Genomic DNA, 23,636 nt, shown 5'->3' with positions numbered 1-23,636 from the left:
ATGCCGGAGCATGCCGGCGATCCCGGGGCGCGAGGGGAAGGAAGGGACCGGGAGCAGGCATGGAGCTGGCGATGACGGAGACGGCGGCGGGCGGCGCGAGGCGACGCGTCCGCGTTCCAGCGCCGACGCTTCTGATGGCTCTCGGCCTGGCAGTGCTGGTCATCATCAGCGGTGCCGCGGTCACGCTGGTGAACCGCGCGCAGGACGACGCCGCCGCCGTCGCCCACACCCTCAAGGTGATGAACGCCATCTCGCAGATGCAGATCATGATCCGCCGCGCCGAGAGCGCCGAGCGGGGCTATCTGATCGCCGGGACCGACGGCTACCTGCGCTTCTATGAAGAATCGAAGGCGCGCACGACACCGACGCTGGAGGAGATCGGCGCGCTCACCCTCGACAATCCCGCCCAGCAGGCCCGCGTGACCGAGGCCCGGCCACTGCTCGCCGCCCGGCTGGCGGATTTCGACGCCGCCATCGCCCAGCGCCGCTCCGGCGACGCGGAGGGCGCGCTCGCCGGCCTGCGCGCCGATCGCACCGAGGGCGCCATGTCGCGGCTCGGCATCCTGCTGATGGAGATGAAGGCGGCGGAGGGCCGCCTGCTGGAGGAGCGCACCGCCGCCTCGCAGGGCAGCGGCAACTGGCTGACCGCAGTGAGCGCGCTCGGCTTCGTGCTGGTGCTCGGGCTCGGGGTGGCGGCGGTGCAGATCAACCGCCGCACCATCGGCGCGCTGGAGGAGGCGCAGCGCGAGCTCGCCGCCGCCAACGCCGGGCTGGAGCGCCGCGTGGCCGAGCGTACCGCCGACCTGAAGGAAGCCAACGACGAGATCCAGAGCTTCGCCTACATCGTCAGCCACGACCTGCGCTCGCCGCTGGTGAACATCATGGGCTTCACCAGCGAGATCGAGACCATGCGCACCGAGCTGTTCGAGCGCCTGGCCCGGCTGCGCGCCTCGGCCGGCGAGGACACCGCGGCCGACGCCGCGCTGGCGGCGGAGTTCGAGGAGGCGCTCGGCTTCATCAAGACCTCCATCAACCGCATGGACCGCCTGATCCACGCCATCCTCGCCCTGTCGCGCGAGGGGCGGAAGGAGTTCCTGCCCACCGACGTCGACGTGACCGCGCTGGTGACCGCCATCCGCGATTCCATGGCCCACCAGCTGATCGAGCGTGGCGCCGAGATCGTCATCGGCCCGCTGCCGGTGATCCATTCCGACCGGCTGGCGCTGGAGCAGGTCTTCACCAACCTGCTCGACAACGCCCTGAAATACCTGCGCGACGAGGAGCCGGGGCGGATCGAGGTGAGCTGCGTGCCCACCCCCGGCTTCGTCACCTTCCAGGTGCGCGACAACGGCCGCGGCATCGATCCCAAGGACCGCGGCCGGGTGTTCGAGCTGTTCCGCCGCTCCGGGCGGCAGGATCGGCCGGGCGAGGGCATCGGCCTTGCCCACGTGCGGGCCACCGTGCGCCGCATGGGCGGCCTCATCTCGCTGGATTCCACGCTGGGCGCGGGCAGCACCTTCCGGGTGACGCTGCCCCGTCGCCTGCCCTCCCCCAACGGACTGAAGGACCATGACTGAGCACGTCACCATCGTGATGATCGAGGACGACGAAGGACACGCGCGCCTCATCGAGAAGAACATCCGCCGCGCCGGGGTGCGCAACGACATCCTCGCCTTCTCCGACGGCACCAGCGCGACCCAGTTCCTGTTCGGGCCGGACGGCTCCGGGTGCGAGCACAGCGGCCGCGCGCTGCTGGTGCTGCTCGACCTCAACCTGCCGGACATGGCCGGGGTGGACATCCTCGCCCGCATCAAGAGCAACGAGCACCTGCGCCGCTCCCCGGTGGTGGTGCTCACCACCACGGACGACAAGGTGGAGATCCAGCGGTGCTACGATCTGGGCGCCAACGTCTATGTGACGAAGCCGGTGAACTACGAGAGCTTCGCCAATGCGATCCGCCAGCTTGGCCTGTTCTTCTCGGTGATCCAGGTGCCGGAGGCCGACTGATGGACAGCGTCGGGGCCGAGCCGTCCGCACCCGTCCAGACGGCGCCCGGCGCGCCGCCGGTGCCGCTGCGCGTGCTCTATGTGGACGACGACCCCGCGCTCGGGCGCCTCGTCCAGCGCCAGCTCGGGCGGCTCGGCTTCGAGGTGGTGCTGGCCGCATCCGGCGAGGAGGGGCTGGCGCGCATCGCCGCGGAGCGCTTCGACGTGGTGGCCCTCGACCACTACATGCCGGGGCAGGACGGCATCACCACCCTGCGCGCCATCCGCGCCCTCGAGACGCCGCCGCCGGTGGTCTACGTCACCGGCGCGCAGGACGGCCGGCTCGCCGTCGCGGCGCTGAAGGCCGGGGCCGCCGACTATGTGGTGAAGGAGGTGCAGGCGGATTTCGTGGAGCTACTGCGCGCCGCCTTCGTCGCGGCGGTGGAGCAGGTGCGCATGCGCCGCGCCCACGAGGCGGCGGAGGCCGAGATCCGCGCCGCCCGCGACCGGTTCGAGGCGCTCGCGGCCGAGCGGGCGCTGCTGCTGCGCGAGATGAACCACCGGGTCGGCAACTCGCTGCAGATCATCGTCTCGCTGCTGAACGTGCAGGCCAGCGCCACCGGCGACGGGCAGGTCAAGGAGGCGCTGAACGCCGCGCGCAACCGCGTCTCGGCGGTGGCGCAGGTGCACCGGCGGCTCTACACCTCGGACCAGATCGCCACGGTGGCGCTGGACCAGTACATCAACTCCCTGCTCGACGACCTGCAGGTCTCCGCCCAGCGCGAGCACGGCGGCATCCGCCTTTCCGTCGATGCCGACCCGATCCACATCGACCCCGACCGGGCGGTGGCGGTGGGCATCATCGCCACCGAGCTGGTGATTAACGCCATGAAGTACGCCTATCCCGCCGGCGAGGGGCCGGTGCGGGTGGCGCTGAAGCGGCGCGGCGAGCGGGTGGACTTCACGGTGGAGGACGACGGCGCCGGCCTGCCCCGGCCGGTGGAAGGAAGCGCGGCGGCGCCGCCGGACGACTGGCCGCGGGCGGACGGCGCCGGCGGCCTCGGCACGCGCATCGTGCGCGCCATGGCCACCAAGCTCGGCACCGAGCCGACGCTGGACGCACGCCCTCAAGGCACCTGCGTGCGCCTCTCCTTCCGCCTCACCGAGGGCGGCGCGGCCTGACGGACGGGCCCGAGGGCCCGGCTCCCGCGCCGGCCCGGGAGCTCAGACGCGCGGAACGACGATGAGCCGCTCCACCGGCTTGCCGCCGAGGAGGTGGCTCTCCACGATCTCGTCGATGTCTTCGGGGGTACGGGGCGTGTACCAGATGCCCTGCGGATAGACGACCATGATGGGCCCGGCCTGGCAGAAGGAGAGGCAGCCCGAGGAGGTCATGGCGATGTCGCGCCGGCCGGAGGCCTCCAGCTTCTTGCCCAGGCGCTCCCACAGGGGCTGGGCGCCGTTGGCGCCGCACGAGCCGCGCGGATGCTGGGGCGGGCGCTGCGTGAAGCAGCAGAAGACGTGGTGGGTATAGACCTGCGGAATGTCGAGGACTTCGGCTTCGGCGGCTTCGGACATGACGGCTCGCGGCTGTTCGTGGGGCTGGTCCGCCGTCCTTTCAAGATGTGTGCCGTCGCCGCGTCTGGGCCTCAGACTGGAATGATTGCAAAGACTTGCTCCCGGCGCACCGGAATCGAGCGGGCGGACCGCCCTTGCCCATTCCCGGCCAAACCCGACAGGGGTCGCAAACGCGACACGGGCGCGGCAGCGTGAGTCACCGCGCCCGTGCGGGTCGGATCGGAACGCCTCAGCGGGCGACGAACAGGGTGTCCAGCTTGCCGCCGGAGGCGAAATGCTCCGCCTGCAGCTTCTGCCAGCCGCCGAACACGTCCTCCACCTTCACGAGGCGCACCGGCGGGAACTGGTCCTTGAACTCGGCCGCCACCTTGGGGTCCACCACCCGGTGGAACGACTTGGCGGCCACCGTCTGGCCGGCCGGGGAGTAGAGGAACTCGAGATAGGCGGTGGCGGCGGCGCGCGAGCCGCGCTTGTCCACCACCTTGTCCACCACCGCCACCGGGAACTCGGCGAGCAGGCTGACGGAAGGAACGAGGGTCTGAAGCTTGCGGTCGGGGTAGAGGCCCTCGATGGTGCGGGTCTCCGCCTCGAAGGTCACCAGAACGTCGCCGGTCTCGCGCTCCACGAAGGTGGTGGTGGCGGCGCGGCCGCCGGTGTCGAACACCGGCACGTTGGCGAGCAGCTTCTGCACGAAGGCATCGGCCTTGGCGCTGTCGCCCTTGTTCTGCTCCAGCGCGTAGGCGTAGGCGGCGAGATAGGTGTAGCGCGCGTTGCCGGAGGTCTTGGGATTGGGGAAGATGACCTTCACGTCGTCCCGCACCAGGTCCGACCAGTCCCTGATGTTCTTCGGGTTGCCGGCGCGCACCAGGAAGGCGGGGAAGGAATAGTAGGGCGAGGCGGCGTTGGGGAATTTCGACGCCCAGTCCTTGGCCACGTAGCCGGCCTTGGCGAGGGTATCCACGTCGATGACCTGGTTGAAGGTCACCACGTCCGCCTCCAGCCCCTCGATGATGGCGCGCGCCTGCCGCGAGGAGCCGGCGTGGCTCTGGTTCACGGTCAGCTCCTGGCCGGTCTTCTGCTTCCAGAAGGGGATGAACTCGGCATTCACGGCGGTGAACAGCTCGCGCGAGATGTCATAGGACACGTTCAGCAGCGAGTTCGGCCCCTGCTGGGCCAGCGCCGGCGCGGCGCCGAGGGCGGCCAGGCCGGCGAACGCGGTGGCAAGGAGGGCGCGGCGGGAGATCATGGGACCAGCTCCGATTTTCACATTTCACAAATGGTGAACTGTGTTTTCCACATGCACCTGTCCTAGCATGTGAAATCGGGCGTGTGAACCACCGCCGGCCAACATTCCGCGAGAAACTGACGGAACGGCATCCGGCCGCGCCCCAGGGTGGCGCGGCCGGTGTCCGCTCACAGGTTCAGCATGGCCATGCCGGCCTCGGGATAACGCGCGCCGGCCACCGCCCCGGGCGCGAACAGCGCGTCGAGGGTGGCGATCTCCTCGCCCGAGAGGCGGATGGCGGTCGCCGCCACATTCTCTTCAAGGTATTTCAGGCGCCGGGTGCCGGGGATCGGGATCACGTGGTCCTGCTTGTTGAGGATCCAGGCGAGCGCGATCTGGGCGCTGGTGGCGCCCTTGGTGGCGGCGAACTCCTTCAGGGCCTCCACCAGCGCAAGATTGTGCGCCAGCGCATCGCCGCTGAAGCGCGGGTTGGCGCGGCGGAAATCGTCGGGCGCCAGCGCGTCCGGGGCGGTGACCGCGCCGGTGAGGAAGGAGCGCCCGAGCGGGGAATAGGCGACGAAGGAAATGCCCAGCTCGCGGCAGGCTTCCAGCATCTCCACTTCCGGATCACGGCTCCACAGGGAGTACTCGATCTGCACCGCGGTGATGGGATGCACCGCGTGGGCGCGCCGCAGGGTCGCCACCGAGCATTCGGACAGGCCGAGGAAGCGGACCTTGCCCGCCTCCACCAGCCCCTTCATGGCGCCCACGGTCTCCTCGATGGGCGTGTTGGGGTCCACGCGGTGCTGGTAGTAGAGATCGATGGTGTCGATGCCGAGCCGCGACAGGCTGGCATCGCAGGCGGCGCGCACATAGTCCGGCGCGCCGTTGACGCCCAGGCGCTCGCCGTTGGGCCCGCGGACGTTGCCGAACTTGGTGGCGAGCACCACCTGATCGCGCCGGCCCTCGAGGAAGCGGCCGATGAGCCGCTCGTTGTGGCCCACGCCGTACATGTCGGCAGTGTCGAAGAAATTTATGCCGAGGTCGAGGGCGGCTGCTAGGGTTGCCAGCGACTGCTCGTCATCGCTGGGGCCGTAGAATTCGGACATGCCCATGCAGCCGAGGCCGATGGCGGACACGGACAGACCCGAGCGACCGAGGGAGCGGTGGTCCATGGGGGACCTCATATGAATGTTGGAGAACGGCCGGGCGCACCGTCGCCGGCCATGAATGTAAACTACACTGTATAGTTTACTTATGTCAAGCGAGAGCCCTTCCCCCCCGGGCCCGGCCGCGCGCCCAGACGTGTCCGCCGCCGCACAGCCCGGACCCGACGCGCCGCAGCCCCGCCCCGACCGCCGGGGCACGCAGCCCCGCATCCGCGCCGCCGCGCGCCGGCTGTTCATCGAGCGCGGCTACGGCGCCACCTCCATGGATGCGGTGGCGGCCGCCGCGCCGGTGTCGAAACGCACGCTCTACCAGCACTTTCCCGGCAAGGCGGAGCTGTTCTCGGCGGTCATCGACGAGGCCTGGTCGCATCTCACCCGCGCGCCGCTGCTGCCCGCCGCCACCGCGGGTGACCCGCGGACAGTGCTGCGCGCCTATGTGGCGGGGCTATCCGCCCACTGGGACCGGCCGGATGTCATCCCCCTGCTGCGGCTGGTGATCGCCGAGGCGCCGCGCTTTCCGGAGCTGTCGCAGGCCTATTTCGCCGTCGGCAAGGCACCGGCGCTGAAGGGGCTGACGGCGTATTTCACCGCGCTCGCCGCCGAGGGGCGGCTCGCCGTGGCGGACCCGGCGCTCGCCGCCGCGCAATTCCTCGGCGCCATCAAGGAGCCGCTGTTCTGGCCGCGCGTGCTCGGCGTGCCGGTGGCGTTCGATGCGGGGCAGACGGTGGAGCGGGCCATCGACGCGGTGCTGGGCCGGGCCTGATCCCTGCCCCGGGCGGCGCGGGGCCGCTTCCCTTGCCCCGCCCGGCAGCGGCTGCTAGGAACCGCGCCATCCGTGACCGAGGGTCGCGGCAATGCAATCCCCAGAACAGACAGGACGGTTCCCATGGCGATCGAGCGCACCTTCTCGATCATCAAGCCCGACGCCACGCGTCGCAACCTCACCGGCGCCATCAACGCGGTGATCGAGAGCGCTGGCCTGCGCATCGTGGCCCAGAAGCGCGTCCGCATGACCCGCGAGCAGGCCGAGACCTTCTACGGCGTGCACCGCGAGCGTCCCTTCTTCGGCGACCTCGTGGCCTTCATGACCTCCGGCCCGGTGGTGGTGCAGGTGCTGGAAGGCGAGAACGCGGTCGCGAAGTATCGCGACGTGATGGGCGCCACCAACCCCGCCAATGCGGCGGACGGCACCATCCGCAAGCTCTTCGCCGAGTCCATCGAGGCCAATTCGGCCCACGGCTCGGACAGCGTGGAGAACGCCGGCGTCGAGATCGCCCAGTTCTTCGCCGGCAACGAAATCGTCGGCTGACCGGTTTTCCGGTACGGATTCCGCGGCGCGCGAACGAATTGGTGCGCTGCGGTGTCCGGTTTTGCTTGAGAGCGGACCCTGCGTCAGGTTAGCGTTGCGTCAAAATCCAAAATACCGCGCACAAGACGCAGAATACAAAAACGGTCCGGGGTAGGAACCATGTCGCTCGAGTCCCCAGTCCTGTGGCTGGCGCTGCTCCAGATCATCTGGATCAACGTCCTGTTGTCCGGCGACAACGCGGTGGTCATCGCGCTTGCCTGCCGCTCGCTGCCCGAGAAGGCACGGCGCATGGGCATCGTGCTGGGGGCGGGCGTCGCCGTCGTGCTGCGCATTCTCTTTACCGGCGTCGTCGCCACGCTGCTGGCGCTGCCGTGGCTGAAGCTCGTCGGCTCGCTGGCGCTCATGTGGATCGCGGTGGATCTCGCCGCGCCCGCCGAGGGCGGCGACGAGGCGGTCGAGGCCTCCGACAGCCTGTGGAAGGCGGTCGGGACGGTGGCCATCGCCGACGTGGTGATGAGCCTCGACAATGTGGTGGCGGTCGCCGCCATCGCCGATGGCAACTGGATGCTGCTGGTGTTCGGGCTCGCCATCTCCATTCCGCTGATCGTCGCCGGCTCCTCGCTGGTGATGGCGCTGATCGACCGCTTCCCGCTGCTGGTCTGGGCCGGCGCCGCCCTGCTCGGCTGGGTGGCGGGGGAGATGCTGCTCGGCGACGTGGCCATCATCGAGCGGATCGGCGCCGAGACCACCGAGCACCTGCACCGCATCGTCTCGGCGGCCGGCGCGGTGCTGGTGGTCGGCATCGCCCTCGGGCTGCGCCGCCTGCGGCACGCCCGCGCGCAGGACGACGCCGCGGCCTGACAGCCGTGGGCAAAAAGGGGCCGTCGCAGGCCCCTTTTTCTTGCCTTTCAAATAACGTAACGTCATTGACGCATCGCCACATAAGCATCGGCTGGGGACCGTCACGCGGCCGCGTGGCCGGGCGATGCTCTGCGCAGCCGGGAGTGGACCTATGGATTTCACCGCGCCGACCTTCTGGGTTTCGCTTCTGCAGATCATCTGGATCGACCTGCTGCTGTCGGGCGACAACGCGGTGGTCATTGCCCTCGCCTGCCGCTCCCTGCCGCCGAGCCAGCGCAAGTGGGGCATCCTCCTGGGCGCGGGCGCCGCAGTGGGGCTGCGCATCCTGTTCGCGCTCGCGGTCACGGTGCTGCTGGGCGTGCCGTTCCTGAAGGTGGTGGGCGGCCTGCTCCTGTTCTGGATCGCCATCAAGCTCGTGACCGACAATGACGGCGAGGCCCATGAGGTCGCCGCCTCCGACAGCCTGTTCAAGGCGGTGCGCACCATCGCCATCGCCGATGCGGTGATGAGCCTCGACAATGTGGTGGCCATCGCCGCCGCCGCCCGCGGGCACTGGGAATTGTTCGTGTTCGGCCTGCTGCTCACCATCCCGCTCATCATCTTCGGCTCGCAGCTGCTGCTCACCCTGCTCACGCGCTTCCCGATCCTGATCTGGGCCGGGGCCGCGCTGCTGGGCTGGATCGCCGGCGAGATGCTGGTGGGCGACGTGATGGCCATGAACTACCTGCAGCACCTCGACCCGTCGCTGGTGAAGGTGGACGAGCACGGCATGCACCCGGCCGCCCTGCCTCATTATGTGGCGAGCGTGGTGGGCGCGGCGCTGGTGCTGGGCGCGGGATACCTGCTGCGCGGCCGCGCCCGGGCCCGTGACGCCGAGGCCGGGCACGGCGCCTGAGCCGCCCGCGAAAATGTGGGGCGACGCCCGCCGTCGCCCCCGTTATCTTCGCCGGCATGAACGTGCATGCCCCGAACACGTCCCCCGCCTCCCTCAAGGTGGTGGAGACCCGCGCCTCCGTCTGTCCCCACGACTGCCCCTCCACCTGCTCCCTGAAGGTGGACGTGATGTCCGACGGCCGCATCGGCCGGGTGCGCGGCGCGCGCGAGCAGACCTACACGGCCGGCGTCATCTGCGCGAAGGTGGCGCGCTATGCGGAGCGGGCCAACCATCCCGGCCGGATCACGCACCCCCTCCTGCGCACCGGACCCAAGGGCTCGGGCGCGTTCACCCGCATCTCCTGGGACGAGGCGCTCGACCGCGTGGCCGCGGGCCTGCTCACCGCAGAGCGGGAGCACGGGGCGCAGTCGGTCTGGCCCTATTACTACGCCGGCACCATGGGCCTGGTGATGCGCGACGGCATCAACCGGCTGACGAACGCCAAGGGCTATTCCCGCTTCTTCGCCACCATCTGCGTGAACCCGGCGTGGAGCGGCTACATGGCCGGGGCGGGGCGCATCTCCGGCGCCGACCCGCGCGAGATGGCGGCCTCCGACCTCATCACCCTGTGGGGCACCAACGCCGTCTCCACCCAAGTCAACGTGATGACCCACGCCGCCCGCGCCCGCAAGGAGCGCGGCGCCAGGGTCGCGGTGGTGGACGTCTATCGCACCCCCACCATGGAGCAGGCGGACATTCCCCTGCTGATCCGCCCGGGCACCGACGGGGCGCTGGCCTGCGCGGTGATGCATGTGCTGTTCCGCGACGGCCTCGCCGACCGCGCCTATCTGGAGCGCTACGCCCGCGATACCGAGGCGCTGGAGGCGCACCTGAAGGATCGCTCGCCGGCCTGGGCCTCGGCCATCTGCGGGCTGGAGACGACCCAGATCGAGGCCTATGCCCGCCTCGTCGGCACCACGCCGCGCGCCTTCTTCCGCATCGGCTACGGCTTCTCGCGCTCGCGCAACGGGGCGGTGAACATGCATGCCGTCGCCTCCATTCCGGTGGTGGCCGGCAGTTGGCAGCACGAGGGCGGCGGCGCGCTGCACTCCATGTCCGGCGGCTATGGCTGGCGCAAGGGCATGATCGAGGGGCTCGACGCCCTCGACCCGCGCGTGCGCCAGCTCGACCAGTCGCGCATCGGCCCGGTGCTGATGGGCGAGCAGGATGCGCTTGCCGGCGGGCCGAAGGTGGCCGCCCTGTTCATCCAGAACACCAATCCGGTGGCGATCGCGCCCGAGCAGGAGAAGGTGCGCGCCGGCTTTGCCCGCGACGACCTGTTCGTGGCGGTGCACGAGCAGTTCATGACCGACACCGCCCGCATGGCCGACGTGGTGCTGCCGGCCACCATGTTCACCGAGCATGACGACATCTACCAGTCCGGCGGGCACCCCCACATCCAGCTCGGCCCGAAGCTGGTGGAGCCGCCGGGCGAGTGCCGCTCCAACCATGATGTCGTCTGCGCGCTGGCCGAGCGCCTCGGCGCCAGCCACCCGGGCTTCGCCATGAGCGCGCGAGAGCTGATCGACTGGACGTTGCGCGAGAGCGGGCGGCCCGGCCTCGACGTGCTGGAGGAGACCGGCTTCATCGATGTGGCGAAGCCGTTCGAGGAAGCGCATTTCCTCACAGGCTTCGGCCATCGCGACAAGCGCTTCCACTTCGCGGTGGACTGGCCCGCCCTCGCCTTCCCCGCCCCGGCCAAGTTCGGCCCGGTGGCGGACATGCCGGCCCTGCCCGACCATTGGGCGGTGATCGAGGAGCCCACCGCCGCCCATCCGTTCCGGCTGGTGACGGCGCCGGCGCGCAACTTCCTCAATTCCTCCTTCACCGAGACCCCCACCTCGCAGGCGCGGGAGGGCGCTCCCTCGCTCCTCATCCATCCGGAGGACGCAGCAGGCCTCGGCATCGCCGAGGGCGACCTCGTGGCGGTGGAGAACCCGCGCGGGCGGGTGGAGCTGATCGCGCGCCTGTTCGACGGCGTGCGGCGCGGCGTGGTGGTGTCGGAGCAGATCCAGCCCGCCGGCGCCCATCGCGGCGGGCGCGGCATCAACACGCTGACCGGCGCCGACCCGGTTGCGCCGGTGGGCGGCGCGGCGTTTCATGACAACCGGGTGCGGGTGGAGCGGCTGGACCGCTGACGCCATGCCGCGCGCCGAAGATCCGACGGCGCGTCCCGACTGTCGCCCGCTCGAGACCGGCCAGATCGGGGCTGGCCAGATCGCGACTGGCGAGTTCGAGGCTGGCCAGGCGGCCACGGCCTGCGCCTCGCGGGAGCGGTGCCGCCATGGCAACGCGGCGTGCGCGCCGGAGATAGGACTGAGAGCCCCGGCGGTCTCCAGGCGGACTCACACAGCTCCTCCGCCTCGCACGCCGGGCGTGTACGAACTTCCCGGCACCTGCGCAATCAGAAGGGGGCTGCCCGCCTACACCGCCGGCGCCACCAGCGGCGTCAGCCCGCCCTTGGCGCCTTCGATCTCCACCCGCTCGTCGGCCACCGTGAGGCGGCCCGAGGCGAGGAGCTCCAGGCCCTTGGGATAGATGATGTGCTCCTGCGTGAGCACCCGGGCGGCGAGGTCGTCCGGCGTGTCGCCGGTCTCGATGGGCACCGCCGCCTGCAGGATGATCGGCCCCTCGTCCATCTCGGCGCGCACGAAATGGACGGTGCAGCCGTGGAAGCGCACCCCCGCCTCCAGCGCCCGCTCGTGGGTGTGCAGGCCCTTGAAGCTCGGCAGCAGCGAGGGGTGGACGTTGATCATGCGGTTGCGCCAGCGCTCCACCAGCCAGGGGGTGAGCAGGCGCATGAAGCCGGCGAGGCAGACGATCTCGATGCCCTCGGCCTTCAGGTGCGCATCCAGCGCCGCGTCGAAGGCGAGGCGGTCGGCATAGTCCCGATGGCTGAGCACCATGGTGGGGATGCCGTGCTCGCGCGCGAACTCGAGGCCGCCGGCATCGGCGCGGTTGGACAGCACCAGCGCGATCTCGGCCGGGAAGTCCGGCGCCTCGGCCGCCTTCACCAGCGCCGCCATGTTGGAGCCGCGCCCGGAAATGAGAACGGCGGTGCGCCGCGGGCTCGCGCCGGGAGCAAGCGTCATGACGAAAATCCGAAGTCCGTCGCGCCTTCATAGGCCACGTAGGCGGTGCCTTGCGCCGCGCCTGAGGCGGGCTCGATCACGCCGAGGCGGATGACGCATTCGCCCGCGTCGGCGAAGGCGTCGGCCACCTCCTCCTCCCGCTCCACCGGCACCACCACGGCCATGCCGACGCCGCAGTTGAAGGCGCGCAGCATCTCCTCCGGGGCGACGCCACCGGTGGTGGCGAGCCAGCGGAACACCGGCGGCACGATGAGGTTCGACAGATCGATGCGCGCCAGCGTGCCGGCGGGCAGAACACGGGGCAGGTTCTCGGTGATGCCGCCGCCGGTGATGTGGGCCAGCGCCTTCACCGCGCCGGTCAAGCGGATCACCGAGAGCACGCTCTTCACATAGAGCCGGGTCGGGGTGAGCAGCGCGGCGCCGAGGCTCTGGCCGGCGGCGAACGGGGCGTCGGCGTCCCACGGCAGGCCGGAGCGCTCGACGATGCGGCGCACCAGCGAATAGCCGTTGGAATGCACGCCGGCCGAGGCGAGGCCGAGGATGACGTCGCCCGGCGCCACGTCCTTGCGCGGCAGGAGGTCGGAGCGCTCCACCGCGCCGAGGGAGAAGCCGGCGAGGTCATAGTCGCCGTCCCGGTACATGCCGGGCATCTCCGCCGTCTCGCCGCCGATGAGCGCGCAACCGGCGTCCTTGCAGGCGCGGGCGATGCCGGCGACGATGTGGGCGCCCACGTCCGGGGCAAGGCGGCCGGTGGCGAAATAGTCGAGGAACAGCAGCGGCTCGGCGCCCTGCACCACCAGATCGTTCACGCACATGGCCACGAGATCGATGCCGATGGTGTCGTGCACGCCGGTGTCGATGGCGATCTTGAGCTTGGTGCCCACGCCGTCGGTGGTGGCGATCAGCAGCGGGTCTTGAAAGCCGGCCGCCTTCAGGTCGAACACGCCGCCGAAGCCGCCGATGTCCGCATCCGCGCCGGGACGCGCGGTGGCCTTCACCAGCGGCTTGATGAGATCCACGAGGCGGTTGCCCGCATCGATGTCGACGCCCGCGTCGCGGTAGGAAAGTCCGTCCTGAGCCATTGGGTCCTCGTTCCAGCGCGCGGCTTAGCTGCGAATGCCGGGCAAAGCAAGGCGGCGAGGCGCATCATGCCCCGGGACGGCAGGCGCGCACCATGGCGGCCACCGCCTCCACGTCGTCGCGGCGCGGCAGGGTGCGGCGGAAGGCAAGGCCCACCGTGCGCGCCGGGACGGGATCGGGAAACGCCAGCAGCCGCACCCGCGGGATGCGCCCGCCCTCCTGGGCCACGTACATCTGCGGCAGCAGGGTCACGCCCTGCCCGTTGGCCACCAGCTGCACCAGCGTGGACAGGCTGGAGGCGCCGAAGCGCCGCAGGCGGTTGCCGTCCACCGTGCGGCAGACGCTGAGCGCCTGGTCGCGGAAGCAGTGGCCGTCCTCCAGCAGCAGCAGGTCCTCGGCGCGGATGGCCTCGGGAGAAGCGGTGGCCGCCACCTCCGGCGAGGTCTCCGGCACCGCCAGCACGAACGGGTCCTCGAACAGCGCCATCACCTCGATGTCCGGATGCTCCACCGGCAGGCTGAGCACCACGAGGTCGAGCTCGCCATGAGCCAGCTCGGACACGAGCTGCGCGGTCTGGCTCTCGCGCAGGGCGATCTCCAGACCGGGATGGCGCCGGCCCATCTCCGGCAGGAGGCGCGGCAGCAGATAGGGCGCGATGGAAGGGATGACGCCCAGCCGCAGCCGGCCCTCCAGCAGGCTGCCGTGATCGCGCAGCGTGCGCTCCATGTCGGCGAGCGCCGCCAGCACGCCGCGCGCCCGCGTCGCCGCCTCCTCGCCCACCGGGGTGAGGCGGACCCCGCCGCGCCCGCGCTCCAGCAGGCGGACGCCGAGCAGCGCCTCCATCTCGCGGATCTGCATGGAGAGGGCGGGCTGGGTGACGGCGCATTCCTCCGCCGCGCGGCCGAAATGGCGGTGGCGGGACAAAGCCTCGAAATAGCGGAGCTGGCGGGTGGAGAGCATTCGATAATTTTATCTGATCGAATGCGCCAAGCAATATGATTTGCCCTTATCGCTGGCCCCGCTCATGCTGCGCCAACGTCGAGCGCGGGCCCAACGGGACGGACGGCGCGCGCCGACGCCCGCACGTTCAAGACCGCGGTCTTCGGGTGCAAGACCGGCGCGGCGCCGGGTGCGACCCTCGGCGTGTTCCGTGGCGCACCACCGGCCACGGCAGGACATTGGCACGAGCATCCGCGGCCGCCCGGACGAGCATCACCGGACGGGCGCGCCCCAGCGAGACCAGAGACGGTACAGGGAGCCCATTCATGACGCGACCCACCCTCACCACCACCGCCGGCAACCCCATCGCCGACAACCAGAACTCCCTCACCGCCGGCCCGCACGGCCCGGTGCTGATGCAGGACTACCAGCTGATCGAGAAGCTCGCCCACCAGAACCGCGAGCGCATTCCCGAGCGGGTGGTGCACGCCAAGGGCTGGGGCGCCTACGGCACCCTGAAGATCACCGGCGACATCTCCAAGTACACCAAGGCCAAGGCGCTCCAGCCCGGCGCCGAGACGCCGATGCTGGCGCGCTTCTCCACCGTGGCCGGCGAGCTCGGCGCGGCGGATGCCGAGCGCGACGTGCGCGGCTTCGCCCTCAAGTTCTACACGCCGGAAGGCAACTGGGACCTCGTGGGCAACAACACGCCGGTGTTCTTCGTGCGTGACCCCTACAAGTTCCCGGATTTCATCCACACCCAGAAGCGCCACCCCAAGACCAACATGCGCTCGCCCACCGCCATGTGGGACTTCTGGTCGCTCTCGCCGGAGAGCCTGCATCAGGTGACCATCCTGTTCTCCGACCGCGGCCTGCCGGTGGGCGTGCGGAACATGAACGGCTACGGCTCGCACACCTATTCCTTCATCAACGGCGCCGGCGAGCGGTTCTGGGTGAAGTTCCATTTCAAGACCCAGCAGGGCCACAGGCACTGGACCAACGGCGAGGCCAGCGAGGTGGTGGGCCGCAGCCGCGAGACCACGCAGGAAGACCTGTTCACCGCCATCGAGGCCGGCGACTTCCCGCGCTGGAAGATGCAGGTGCAGATCATGCCGGAGCTGGATGCGGAGAAGACCCCCTACAATCCGTTCGACCTCACCAAGGTGTGGCCGCACGCGGACTATCCGCCCATCGACCTCGGCATCCTGGAGCTGAACCGCAACCCGGAGAATTACTTCGCGGAGATCGAGCAGGCGGCGTTCTCGCCGTCCAACATCGTGCCCGGCATCTCCTTCTCGCCGGACAAGATGCTGCAGGCGCGCATCTTCTCCTATGCCGATGCCCATCGCTACCGGCTCGGCACCCATTACGAGCACCTGCCGGTGAACGCCGCCAAGTGCCCGGTGCACCACTATCACAAGGACGGCGCCATGCGCTTCTTCCCGCAGCTGACGGGGAGCACCGACGCCTATTACGAGCCCAACTCCTTCAACGGCGCCGCCGAGGATGCCAAGTACGCCGAGCCGCCGCTGAAGATCTCGGGTGACGGCCAGCGCTACAACCATCGCGTCGGCAACGACGACTTCTCCCAGCCGCGCGCCCTGTTCGAGCTGTTCGATGCCGGCCAGCGCGCGCGCCTGTTCACCAACCTCGCTGAGGCCATGTACGGCATTCCGCAGGCCATCGCGGACCGCCAGATCGCCCTGTTCGCGCAGGTCCACCCGGAATACGGGGCGGGCGTGAAGGCGGCGCTGGAGCACATGACGCTGGCCAAGGCCGCCGAGACCGCGCAGCAGCAGAAGAACCCGGCAGGGCCGTTCGCCGCCGAGTGAGGCGGCGGCGACCTGTCGCCCGAGGCGGGGGATGACGGCGCGCCGGGCATGGCCCCGGCGCGCCGGCATCAGGAAAGGGGGCGCACCGGCATCCCGGCGCGCCCCCTTTTTTCAGCTCCTGCCGGAGGCGGGAGGTATCAGTCCTCGAGCACCTTCAGGCGGAACAGCAGGCCGGCGAGGAACGCGCCCACCAGCGGCACCAGGATGAACAGCCAGAGCTGCGAGAGCGCCTTGCCGCCGGCGAACAGGGCCGGGCCGATGGAGCGGGCCGGGTTCACCGACACGCCGGTGACCGGGATGAAGACGATGTGGATCATCACCAGCGACAGGCCGATGGCGAGGCCCGCTGCCTGGGTGATGCCGGCCTTCGAGGTGGAGCCGAGAATCACCACCAGGAACACGAAGGTGCCCACCAGCTCGGCCATCACGGCCGCGCCGAGGCCGTAGCCGCCGATATAACCCTCGCCCCAGCCGTTCTGGCCGAGGCCGGCGGTGCCCACGTCGAAGCCCGCGAGCTTGCCGGAGGCGATCACGTACAGGATGGCGGCGCCGGCGATGCCGCCGAGCACCTGCGCGGCCCAGTAGAGCGGCAGGGAGGCGGTGGGCAGGCGGCCGGCGGCCCATACGCCGAGCGTCACCGCCGGATTGATGTGGCAGCCGGAGACGTGGCCGATGCCGTAGGCCATGGAGGTCACCGCGAGGCCGAACGCGAAGGCGATGGCCAGCATGCCGATCGGCGCCGAGCCGTAGCCCGTGAGCACCGCCGACCCGCACCCGAACAGCACCAGCACCGCGGTGCCGATGAACTCGGCGACGAACGTCTTCATTCCGCTTCCTCCCGGGAGCGACGGCCCGCCGCGCCTGGCGACCGGCCCTCACCCCTGCCCAGCATGGGGGACGGATTCGCCGACCCGGCCGTACGGCCCCGGTCGGATCCGGCCCCGGCAGCGCCCATCCCTGAGGGACGCCCAGCCGATGCAAGCACAGGCTGCAGGAGGGCGAGGGTCAAGCCTCATCTGCCGCTGCGGGCGCCTCCCTCCACCGCCGCGCGCGGTTTGGCGGTATTATAGGAAGGGTGACGCGCCTCGCGAAAAGATGAACGGCTGCTGACCGCCTTCATGGCGTGCGGTTCAGCAAGCCCGCCGTACATAGGGGCGTAGGCTTAAGGGAAAATTCATCCTCCGTTGAGGGGACGACGCGGCCGCCCCGCGCGTTCTAATTCGACAGCAGGATGCCTCCAGCGTTCGAGACCGATCATGAAAACGTCCACCATCCTCGCCATGGCCGGGGCCACCCTCATCGCCGGAAGCCTGTTCGGCGGCGATCTTGTGCGCGCCTTCCCCACCATCGCCCCCGCCGCATCCGAGAGCGTGCGCGCGCCCTACCAGTGGACCGGCGGCCGCGCCGTTTCCTCCCTGCCGGCCGGCACGCCCTGCCCGGCCCGGCGCAGCTTCTCCCTCGGCTGGGACGGCCCGCGCCTGAAGTGGCAGCGCGACTGCTCCGCCGGCTGACCCATCGGTGGCGCTGACGCTTGGCCGCGAAGCTGACGCTTGGCCGCGAACATGATAGTCCTGCGCCGGCCCGCGAGCGGGCAGGGAGGATTCTCATGATGCGACTTCGCACCGGCGCCCCGGCGGCCGTTCTTGCTGCGGTGGCGCTGCTGTTCGCCCCGGCTGTCCATGCGCAGCAGCCGCCCCCGGCGGCGCAGGCCGCAGGGCCCCAGGCGGAAACCGCGGCGCCCCCCACCTGGCCGCGCGACTTCCCGCTCGAAGGCGACCAGCTGCTGCAGCTCTACCAGCCGCAGGTCGACAGCTGGGAAGGCGACCAGATGTCCGGCCGCGCCGCGGTGGCCATCGGCCCCAAGTCGGGCACGCCCACCTACGGCATGGTGCGGTTCTCCACCCGCGTCGCCATCGACAAGCCGGCGGGGCTCGTCCACCTCGCCACCATCTCCATCGAGGGGGTGGAGGTGCCGACCGAGCCGGCCAAGGCCGCGCTGATCCGCTCCACCCTCCAGTCCCGCCTGCCCGCCGACGGCATGACCGTGCCGCTCGACCAGCTGCAGGCCAGCTACGCCGTCAACCAGGAGCTGGCGAAGCTGAAGACCCAGCCGGTGGACAACACCCCGCCGCAGATCCTGTTCGCCACCACCACCACCGTGCTGGTGCCGGTGGCCGGCACGCCGGCGCTGCGGCCCATCACCGGCGTCACCGGCTTCCAGCGGGTGGTGAACACCCGTCCGCTGCTGCTGGTGGACGAGACCGGCACCTATCACCTCGAGGCCGCCGGCCACTGGTACGAGACGCCGAACATCGCCGGCCCGTGGTTCGTGACGCCGCAGGTGTCGGACGCCCTCGCCTCCGCCGGTAAGGCCGCGGCGCAGGAGATCCCGGCCGACCCGCTGCTGGACGCCAAGGGCAAGCCCATCAATCCCGCCCCTGCCATCGTGGTCGCGACCCAGCCCACCGAGCTGATCCAGACCGAGGGCCAGCCGCAGATGCTGCCGGTGCCGGGCACCAACCTGCTGTCCATGAACAACGCCGACCATGCGGTGTTCATGGAGACCACCTCCAACACCTATTACGTGCTCATCTCCGGCCGCTGGTTCCGGGCGCCGGACCTGAAGGGTCCGTGGGCCTTCACCGCCAGCAACGCGCTGCCGAAGGACTTCGCCAAGATCCCGCCGCAGGACCCCAAGGCCAACGTGCTGGTCTCGGTGGCCGGCACGCCGCAGGCCAAGGAGGCGGCCATCGCCGCCACCATCCCGCAGACCGCCACCGTCAAGCGCACGGCGGAGCTGAAGGTGGCCTATGACGGCGCGCCGCGCTTCGAGCCCATCGCCGGCACCGCGCTCGCCTATGCGGTGAACACGCCGACCCCGGTGATCCGGCTGGATTCCCAGCGCTATTACGCGGTCAACAACGGCACCTGGTTCGTGGCGGAGACCCCCGCCGGCGCCTGGCGCGTGGCCGACGTGGTGCCGGACGTGATCTACACCATCCCGGTCTCCTCGCCGCTGCACTACGTCACCTACGTGCGCATCTACGGCTCCACGCCGGATGCGGTGGTGGTGGGCTATACGCCGGGCTACATGGGCGTCGTGGTGGCGCCGGGCGGCACGGTGGTCTACGGCACCGGCTATTCCTGCCCGGGCTATGTGGGCACCTACTGGTTCTCCTGCCCGGTCACCTACGGCCTCGGCGCGGGCTTCGCGCTCGGCGTGGCCGACGGGTTCGCCTTCGGCTTCGCCACCGGCTGGACCTGGGGCGCGGCGGTGTGGCCGGCGTGGGGTCCCTACTGGCATCCCTACGGTCCTTATGGACCCTACGGCCCCTACGGCCCGTGGGGCGGCCACTGGGGCTACACCAACGTCAACCAGACCAATCTCTATGGCCGCTGGGGTGGCGCCGCCACCGTGAACCACGCGTGGGGCACCACCTGGAACGGCACCGAATGGTCGGGCCGCGACTGGGCCGGCACCACAGCGCGCGGCACCGACTTCACCGGCCGCTCGGCGGCGGCGTTCAACCCCTACACGGGCAACTACGCCGCCGGCCGCGAGAACGCCCGTTACAACCCGGAAACGGGCGCCCGGGGCCAGTCCCGCGCAGGGGTGGAGGGCAATGCCTACACCGGCAACGCCGCCGCCGCGCGGGAATCCACCGGCTACAATCCCACCACCGGCACCGGCCACGCCTCGCAGACCGCCGTCACCGACACCAACGGCAAGATCGGCGTGGACAGCCGCGGCGTCGCCGGCAACGTCAAGACCGGCAACGGCGTGGCGTGGAACAACGGCAACGTGATGGTGGACCACGACGGCCACGTCTACCAGCACTCGGACACCGGCTGGAGCCAGCACACCCCCTCCGGCTGGCAGAACGTGGACCGCAACGCCGACACCGCCCGGCTCGACGAGGAGAACCGCGCCCGTTCGTGGGGCGAGCAGCGCACCTCCAGCTATGGCGGCGACCGTTATGGCGGCGATGGCGGCGGCGAGCGCTTCGGCGGTGACCGCTACGGCTCGGGCGGCTTCGACCGCGGCTTCGGCGGCTTCGGCGGTGGCGACCGCTTCGGCGGGGGCGGCGGCTTCCGGGGCGGCTTCCGCCGCTGAGCCTCTCACGACACGGAACAGGAAAGGCCGGGCCGCGGGCCCGGCCTTTTCATTTGGCGGCGGCAGGCCGGGCGGCGACGCGCGGGGCGCGGGCCCACGGTCGCGATCGGGACCGATGCTGGCGCTGCCGGCAGGACGCGCGTGCTTCCGCGCAATACGTTGGCGCGGCCGTTGATGCCTGTGCGTCCGAGGCACCGGTCGGGACACCTGCGGCCCGGCGCTCGCCGCGCACCGGGAGAGCGATCCGCCTCTCGCGCGATGCAGGCCGATGGCCGTGCCGCCGAGATCTTCCGGAGGACACGGGGCGGTGGCGTCCGCCGTCCCCCGCGACGGCGGCTCGACCCAGCGCTCCCGAGGCCACGGCCCCGGCAGGTTCGATGCCAGCACCGTTGCCCAGAGGGAGCGCGCGGTTGGTGATGGTCCTTCGGGTGCCGGCCAGCCGCCAGCCCCGGCCTTCCATAGGACGGGACGCAGCCACGCGGGCCTGCCGCTACGGAGGACGAGCCAGTCGGCTGCACCGCGCTGCCCTGTCCGCTGCCCCGCAAAGCGATCCGGCAACCAGCCGACCCACCACCCCGGCCGTTCAGGCGGCGCGGCGCAGCTCCGGCGCGGTCCCGGCCAGCCGCTGCTGCACCGGCGTCGGCGCCAGCTCCTCGGGCACCGCGCACAGGCCATGGCGCACCATCCAGCGGCCGAGGCGCGGATCGGCGGTGGCGATGGTGAAGGGAATGGCCAGCACATAGCCTGCCAGCACCGGCGCCGCCCACAGCGCCAGCACCGGCGCGACCGCGAGAAGCGCGCCCGTCACCGCGAGGCCGAACAGGGTCTGCGGCCAGAAGGCGCGCGCGGCGGCGGCGAGGGACACGCCGTGACCGTCGCGCGCCTGCGCCTGCCAGCCCGAATGGGCGCGGCCGAGCAGCAGGCGCCCCATCTCCAGCGTCACCGCCATGGCGGTGATGGCGCCGAGCAGGAAGGAGAAGACGAGCTCCACCGTCACCGCCAGCGCGAAGCGCCCGGCCCCGCCATAGGCCGCGACCCCGCCGCGCGTCAGCGCCACGTCGGCGACGCCGGCGAGCTTGGGAGCGAGCGCCAGCAGCATCATGCCGCCATAGAGCGCGAGGGCGAGGCCCACCGGATAGCCCGGCGCCGCCCCGGCCGCCGCCGCCGGCAGCGCCGCCAGCAGCAGCGGATGGGCCGGCACGGTCACGAACATCAGGATCGCCCACACCAGCTGGAAGCGGCTCATGGGCAGGAGGCTGGCGGCAAGGCCCGGCTGGGCCAGCAGCCGCAGATACTGGAGATTGCCGAGGCACCAGCGCAGGTCGCGCGCCACGAAATCGGTGGCGGCGGGCGGGTTCTCCTCATAGCTCTCGCTCTCCACCGGCAGCGCCCGCACCTCGTAGCCGGCGCGGCGCATCAGCACCGCCTCCACCTGATCGTGCGACAGGATGGGGCCGCCCAGCGGCGGCGTGCCGGGCAGATGCGGCAGGTGGCAGGCGGCGCGGAACGGAGCGATGCGGATGAACGCATTGTGGCCCCAGAACGGGCCGCACTCCCCCGCCCACCAGGTGGCGCCGAGGGTGTAGCAGCGCATGCCGTGGCGCATGCCGAACTGGAAGATGCGGCCGAACGCGCTCTGCGCCGGCAGGCCCACGACAAGGCTCTGCAGGATGCCGAGGCGCGGGTGCGCCTGCATCAGCCGCGCCATGCGCACGATGGTGGGCGCGCCCATGAGGCTGTCGGCATCCAGCGGCAGCATGAAATCGTAGCGATCGCCGGCGGCGCGGCAGAAGTCGCGGATGTTGCCGGCCTTGAAATCGGTGTTCTGCGCCCGGCGGCGATAGAACAGCTGCCCCGCCCCCGCCTCGGCGCGCCAGCGGGCCATGGCCGCCTCCTCCGCCGCCGCGATCTCGGGTCGGGAGGTGTCGGACAGCACGTGATAGTCGAACGCGCCGCCGAGGCCGGAGGCGTCGAGGTCGGCCTTCACCGCCTTCAGCCGGGCGAGGGCGCGGGCCGGGTCCTCGTTGCGGATGGTCATGAGGATGGCGGTGCGCGCGGTGAGCGGCCCGTCCGGTTCCGGCGCGGCGAGGAAGGGCGCCGCCGCCTCCACCCCGCGCCGGCGGCCGTGCAGCAGCCAGAGGCCGGCGAGCGCGTTCCAGAACCCGATGGCGTTCCACGGCGTTATGGCGAGCGCGCACAGGAGCAGCACGCCGTCCACCGGGGAAAAGCCGTCATGGGCGGCCAGCGTCACCATGCCCGCCAGCACCAGCGCCAGCGTGGCCCCGTTGGCCGCCAGCATCAGGCGCCGGCGGCGGCGCAGGGTGGCCAGCGGCTGGAGCAAGGCGGGCGTGAGATCCGCCGCGGGGCTTTGACCGGGGGGTGGACCGGACCTCGAAGACATGCCTAGCTCCCGCGCCGGTTCCGGCCCTCGACGCGTCGCCGGGGTCCACCCGCAACGCCACCGTGGCGCTATACGAAGGCCAAGGCATGTCCGCTCAGGATGCGTCAGAATGTCACAATGCCGGATCCGGCCGCGCGCTCTGGTACGCGGCTCCCGGCACCTGCGAGCTGCGCCCCGCCCCGCTGCCCCCGCCCGGCCCGGAGGAGGCGGTGGTGGCGACCCTGTGGAGCGCGGTGAGCCGGGGCACCGAGCGTCTCGTCCTCGCCGGCCTGACCGATCCGGTGCACGCTGACCGCATGCGCGCGCCGATGCAGGACGGGAATTTCCCGTTCCCGGTGAAGTACGGCTATTGCGCCGTCGGGCGGGTGGAGGCCGGCCCCGCCGCCCTCGCCGGCCGGACCGTGTTCGCCCTCGCCCCGCACCAGAGCCGCTTTCTGGCGCCGGCCGACGCCCTCGTCCCGGTGCCGGAGCGGGTGCCCGCCCGCCGGGCAACCCTCGCCGCCAACATGGAAACCGCCCTCAACGCCCTCTGGGACGGTGGCGCAGGCCCGGGCGACCGCATCGCCGTCATCGGCGCCGGGCTGGTGGGCCTGCTGGTGACGCGCCTTGCCGCCGGCCTGCCGGGAGCCGAGGTGACGGCCATCGACACGGACCCCGCCCGCGCCCCGCTGGCCGAGGCGTTCGGCGCCGCCTTCTCCACCGCGCCGGATGCGGTGCGCGATGCGGACGTGGTGTTCCACACCAGCGGCACCTCGGCCGGGCTTGCGGCGGCGCTCGCCTGCTGCGGCGAGGAGGGGCGCGTGGTGGAGATGAGCTGGTACGGCGACAGGCCCGTGCAGCTCTCCCTCGGCGGCGCCTTCCACCATCGCCGGCTTTCCATCGTCTCCTCGCAGGTGGGCATGGTGAGCCCCGCGCGCCGGCCGCGCTGGAGCCACGCGCGCCGCCTCGCCACCGCGCTCGCCCTGCTGGACGATGCGCGCCTCGACGCCCTCATCAGCGAGGAGGTGGCGTTCGACGATCTGCCGCGCGCCCTGCCGCGTATCCTTGCAGACGGCGCGCCCGGCATCGCCACCGTGGTGCGCTACACTTGAGCTTGGCCGACGCGCCGGAGGAGACA

Annotated in this window: 20 protein-coding genes; 12 read left to right on the top strand and 8 right to left on the bottom strand. The window is 71.1% G+C overall.

Going from position 1 to position 23,636, the window contains the following annotated elements; all coding sequences use genetic code 11:
• Positions 1-134 precede the first annotated feature (134 nt).
• From V5F49_RS12705 to V5F49_RS12695, 3 genes are read left to right on the top strand one after another with little or no spacing between them, the layout of a single operon-like run.
• Entirely contained in the window at positions 135-1,577 is a 1,443-nt protein-coding gene (locus V5F49_RS12705; RefSeq protein WP_394115448.1) for a sensor histidine kinase, read from the top strand.
• Positions 1,570-2,007 (top strand): response regulator, encoded by a 438-nt coding sequence (locus V5F49_RS12700; RefSeq protein WP_394115449.1) that lies wholly within the window; start codon positions 1,570-1,572, stop codon positions 2,005-2,007. Before V5F49_RS12705 ends, V5F49_RS12700 begins: the two co-directional genes overlap by 8 nt.
• Positions 2,007-3,167, top strand: coding sequence for a response regulator (locus V5F49_RS12695; RefSeq protein WP_394115450.1), 1,161 nt, complete (start codon positions 2,007-2,009; stop codon positions 3,165-3,167). The genes V5F49_RS12700 and V5F49_RS12695 overlap by 1 nt, the downstream gene beginning before the upstream one ends.
• A 42-nt stretch (positions 3,168-3,209) precedes the next feature.
• Here the strand turns inward: V5F49_RS12695 and V5F49_RS12690 are convergent, their stop codons facing one another.
• From V5F49_RS12690 to V5F49_RS12680, 3 genes are all read right to left on the bottom strand, one after another.
• Positions 3,210-3,563, bottom strand: coding sequence for a (2Fe-2S) ferredoxin domain-containing protein (locus tag V5F49_RS12690; protein ID WP_394115451.1), 354 nt, complete (start codon positions 3,561-3,563; stop codon positions 3,210-3,212).
• 229 nt (positions 3,564-3,792) lie between these two features.
• Positions 3,793-4,809, bottom strand: a complete 1,017-nt coding sequence (locus tag V5F49_RS12685; protein WP_394115452.1) for a sulfate ABC transporter substrate-binding protein — start codon at positions 4,807-4,809, stop codon at positions 3,793-3,795.
• 167 nt (positions 4,810-4,976) lie between these two features.
• Complete coding sequence (locus V5F49_RS12680) at positions 4,977-5,963, bottom strand: aldo/keto reductase (RefSeq protein ID WP_394115453.1); 987 nt, start codon at positions 5,961-5,963, stop codon at positions 4,977-4,979.
• 130 nt (positions 5,964-6,093) lie between these two features.
• Here V5F49_RS12680 and V5F49_RS12675 point away from each other — a divergent pair, with 130 nt between their 5' ends.
• From V5F49_RS12675 to V5F49_RS12655, 5 genes are all read left to right on the top strand, one after another.
• Positions 6,094-6,720 carry a TetR/AcrR family transcriptional regulator gene (locus V5F49_RS12675; RefSeq protein WP_394115454.1) on the top strand — a complete coding sequence of 209 codons (627 nt, stop codon included), beginning with the start codon at positions 6,094-6,096 and terminating at the stop codon, positions 6,718-6,720.
• Between the two features lie 123 nt (positions 6,721-6,843).
• Entirely contained in the window at positions 6,844-7,266 is a 423-nt protein-coding gene (ndk, locus tag V5F49_RS12670) for a nucleoside-diphosphate kinase (protein ID WP_394115455.1), read from the top strand.
• Positions 7,267-7,425: 159 nt separating this feature from the next.
• Complete coding sequence (locus tag V5F49_RS12665; RefSeq protein WP_394115456.1) at positions 7,426-8,127, top strand: TerC family protein; 702 nt, start codon at positions 7,426-7,428, stop codon at positions 8,125-8,127.
• A 151-nt stretch (positions 8,128-8,278) separates the two neighbouring features.
• On the top strand, positions 8,279-9,022 hold the full coding sequence (locus tag V5F49_RS12660) for a TerC family protein (protein WP_394115457.1): 744 nt from the start codon (positions 8,279-8,281) through the stop codon (positions 9,020-9,022).
• A 56-nt stretch (positions 9,023-9,078) separates the two neighbouring features.
• Complete coding sequence (locus V5F49_RS12655; protein ID WP_394115458.1) at positions 9,079-11,199, top strand: molybdopterin-containing oxidoreductase family protein; 2,121 nt, start codon at positions 9,079-9,081, stop codon at positions 11,197-11,199.
• A 285-nt stretch (positions 11,200-11,484) separates the two neighbouring features.
• Here V5F49_RS12655 and purN read toward each other — a convergent pair whose 3' ends face one another.
• The 3 genes from purN to V5F49_RS12640 all read right to left on the bottom strand — a co-directional run bounded on the left by purN (position 11,485) and on the right by V5F49_RS12640 (position 14,193).
• Positions 11,485-12,153 (bottom strand): phosphoribosylglycinamide formyltransferase, encoded by a 669-nt coding sequence (purN, locus tag V5F49_RS12650; protein WP_394115459.1) that lies wholly within the window; start codon positions 12,151-12,153, stop codon positions 11,485-11,487.
• A complete protein-coding gene (gene purM / locus V5F49_RS12645) occupies positions 12,150-13,235 on the bottom strand; it encodes a phosphoribosylformylglycinamidine cyclo-ligase (protein ID WP_394115460.1) in 1,086 nt (361 codons plus the stop codon). The genes purN and purM overlap by 4 nt, the downstream gene beginning before the upstream one ends.
• Positions 13,236-13,299: 64 nt before the next feature.
• Positions 13,300-14,193 (bottom strand): hydrogen peroxide-inducible genes activator, encoded by an 894-nt coding sequence (locus V5F49_RS12640; RefSeq protein ID WP_394115461.1) that lies wholly within the window; start codon positions 14,191-14,193, stop codon positions 13,300-13,302.
• A gap of 305 nt (positions 14,194-14,498) precedes the next feature.
• On the opposite strand from V5F49_RS12640, the gene V5F49_RS12635 reads away from it, so the two are divergent.
• The gene (locus V5F49_RS12635) at positions 14,499-16,004 is read left to right on the top strand and encodes a catalase (RefSeq protein ID WP_394115462.1); all 1,506 of its coding nucleotides are present in this window, start codon (positions 14,499-14,501) and stop codon (positions 16,002-16,004) included.
• A 137-nt stretch (positions 16,005-16,141) separates the two neighbouring features.
• Here V5F49_RS12635 and aqpZ read toward each other — a convergent pair whose 3' ends face one another.
• Complete coding sequence (gene aqpZ / locus V5F49_RS12630; protein WP_394115463.1) at positions 16,142-16,831, bottom strand: aquaporin Z; 690 nt, start codon at positions 16,829-16,831, stop codon at positions 16,142-16,144.
• A 429-nt stretch (positions 16,832-17,260) separates the two neighbouring features.
• On the opposite strand from aqpZ, the gene V5F49_RS12625 reads away from it, so the two are divergent.
• Both V5F49_RS12625 and V5F49_RS12620 read left to right on the top strand, forming a co-directional pair.
• Complete coding sequence (locus tag V5F49_RS12625) at positions 17,261-17,515, top strand: hypothetical protein (protein ID WP_394115464.1); 255 nt, start codon at positions 17,261-17,263, stop codon at positions 17,513-17,515.
• 95 nt (positions 17,516-17,610) lie between these two features.
• The gene (locus tag V5F49_RS12620; protein ID WP_394115465.1) at positions 17,611-20,118 is read left to right on the top strand and encodes a carbohydrate-binding family V/XII; all 2,508 of its coding nucleotides are present in this window, start codon (positions 17,611-17,613) and stop codon (positions 20,116-20,118) included.
• 583 nt (positions 20,119-20,701) lie between these two features.
• On the opposite strand, the gene mdoH is transcribed toward V5F49_RS12620, so the two are convergent.
• Positions 20,702-22,459, bottom strand: coding sequence for a glucans biosynthesis glucosyltransferase MdoH (gene mdoH, locus V5F49_RS12615; RefSeq protein WP_509210680.1), 1,758 nt, complete (start codon positions 22,457-22,459; stop codon positions 20,702-20,704).
• Between the two features lie 146 nt (positions 22,460-22,605).
• Between mdoH and V5F49_RS12610 the strand changes: the two genes are divergently transcribed.
• A complete protein-coding gene (locus V5F49_RS12610) occupies positions 22,606-23,610 on the top strand; it encodes a zinc-dependent alcohol dehydrogenase (protein WP_394115467.1) in 1,005 nt (334 codons plus the stop codon).
• Positions 23,611-23,636: the final 26 nt, after the last annotated feature.

The organism is Xanthobacter lutulentifluminis (assembly GCF_043194675.2).
GTDB lineage: Bacteria > Pseudomonadota > Alphaproteobacteria > Rhizobiales > Xanthobacteraceae > Xanthobacter.
Note: the sequence above shows the minus strand (reverse complement) of the source record. Positions and strands in the feature narration are given on the sequence as shown.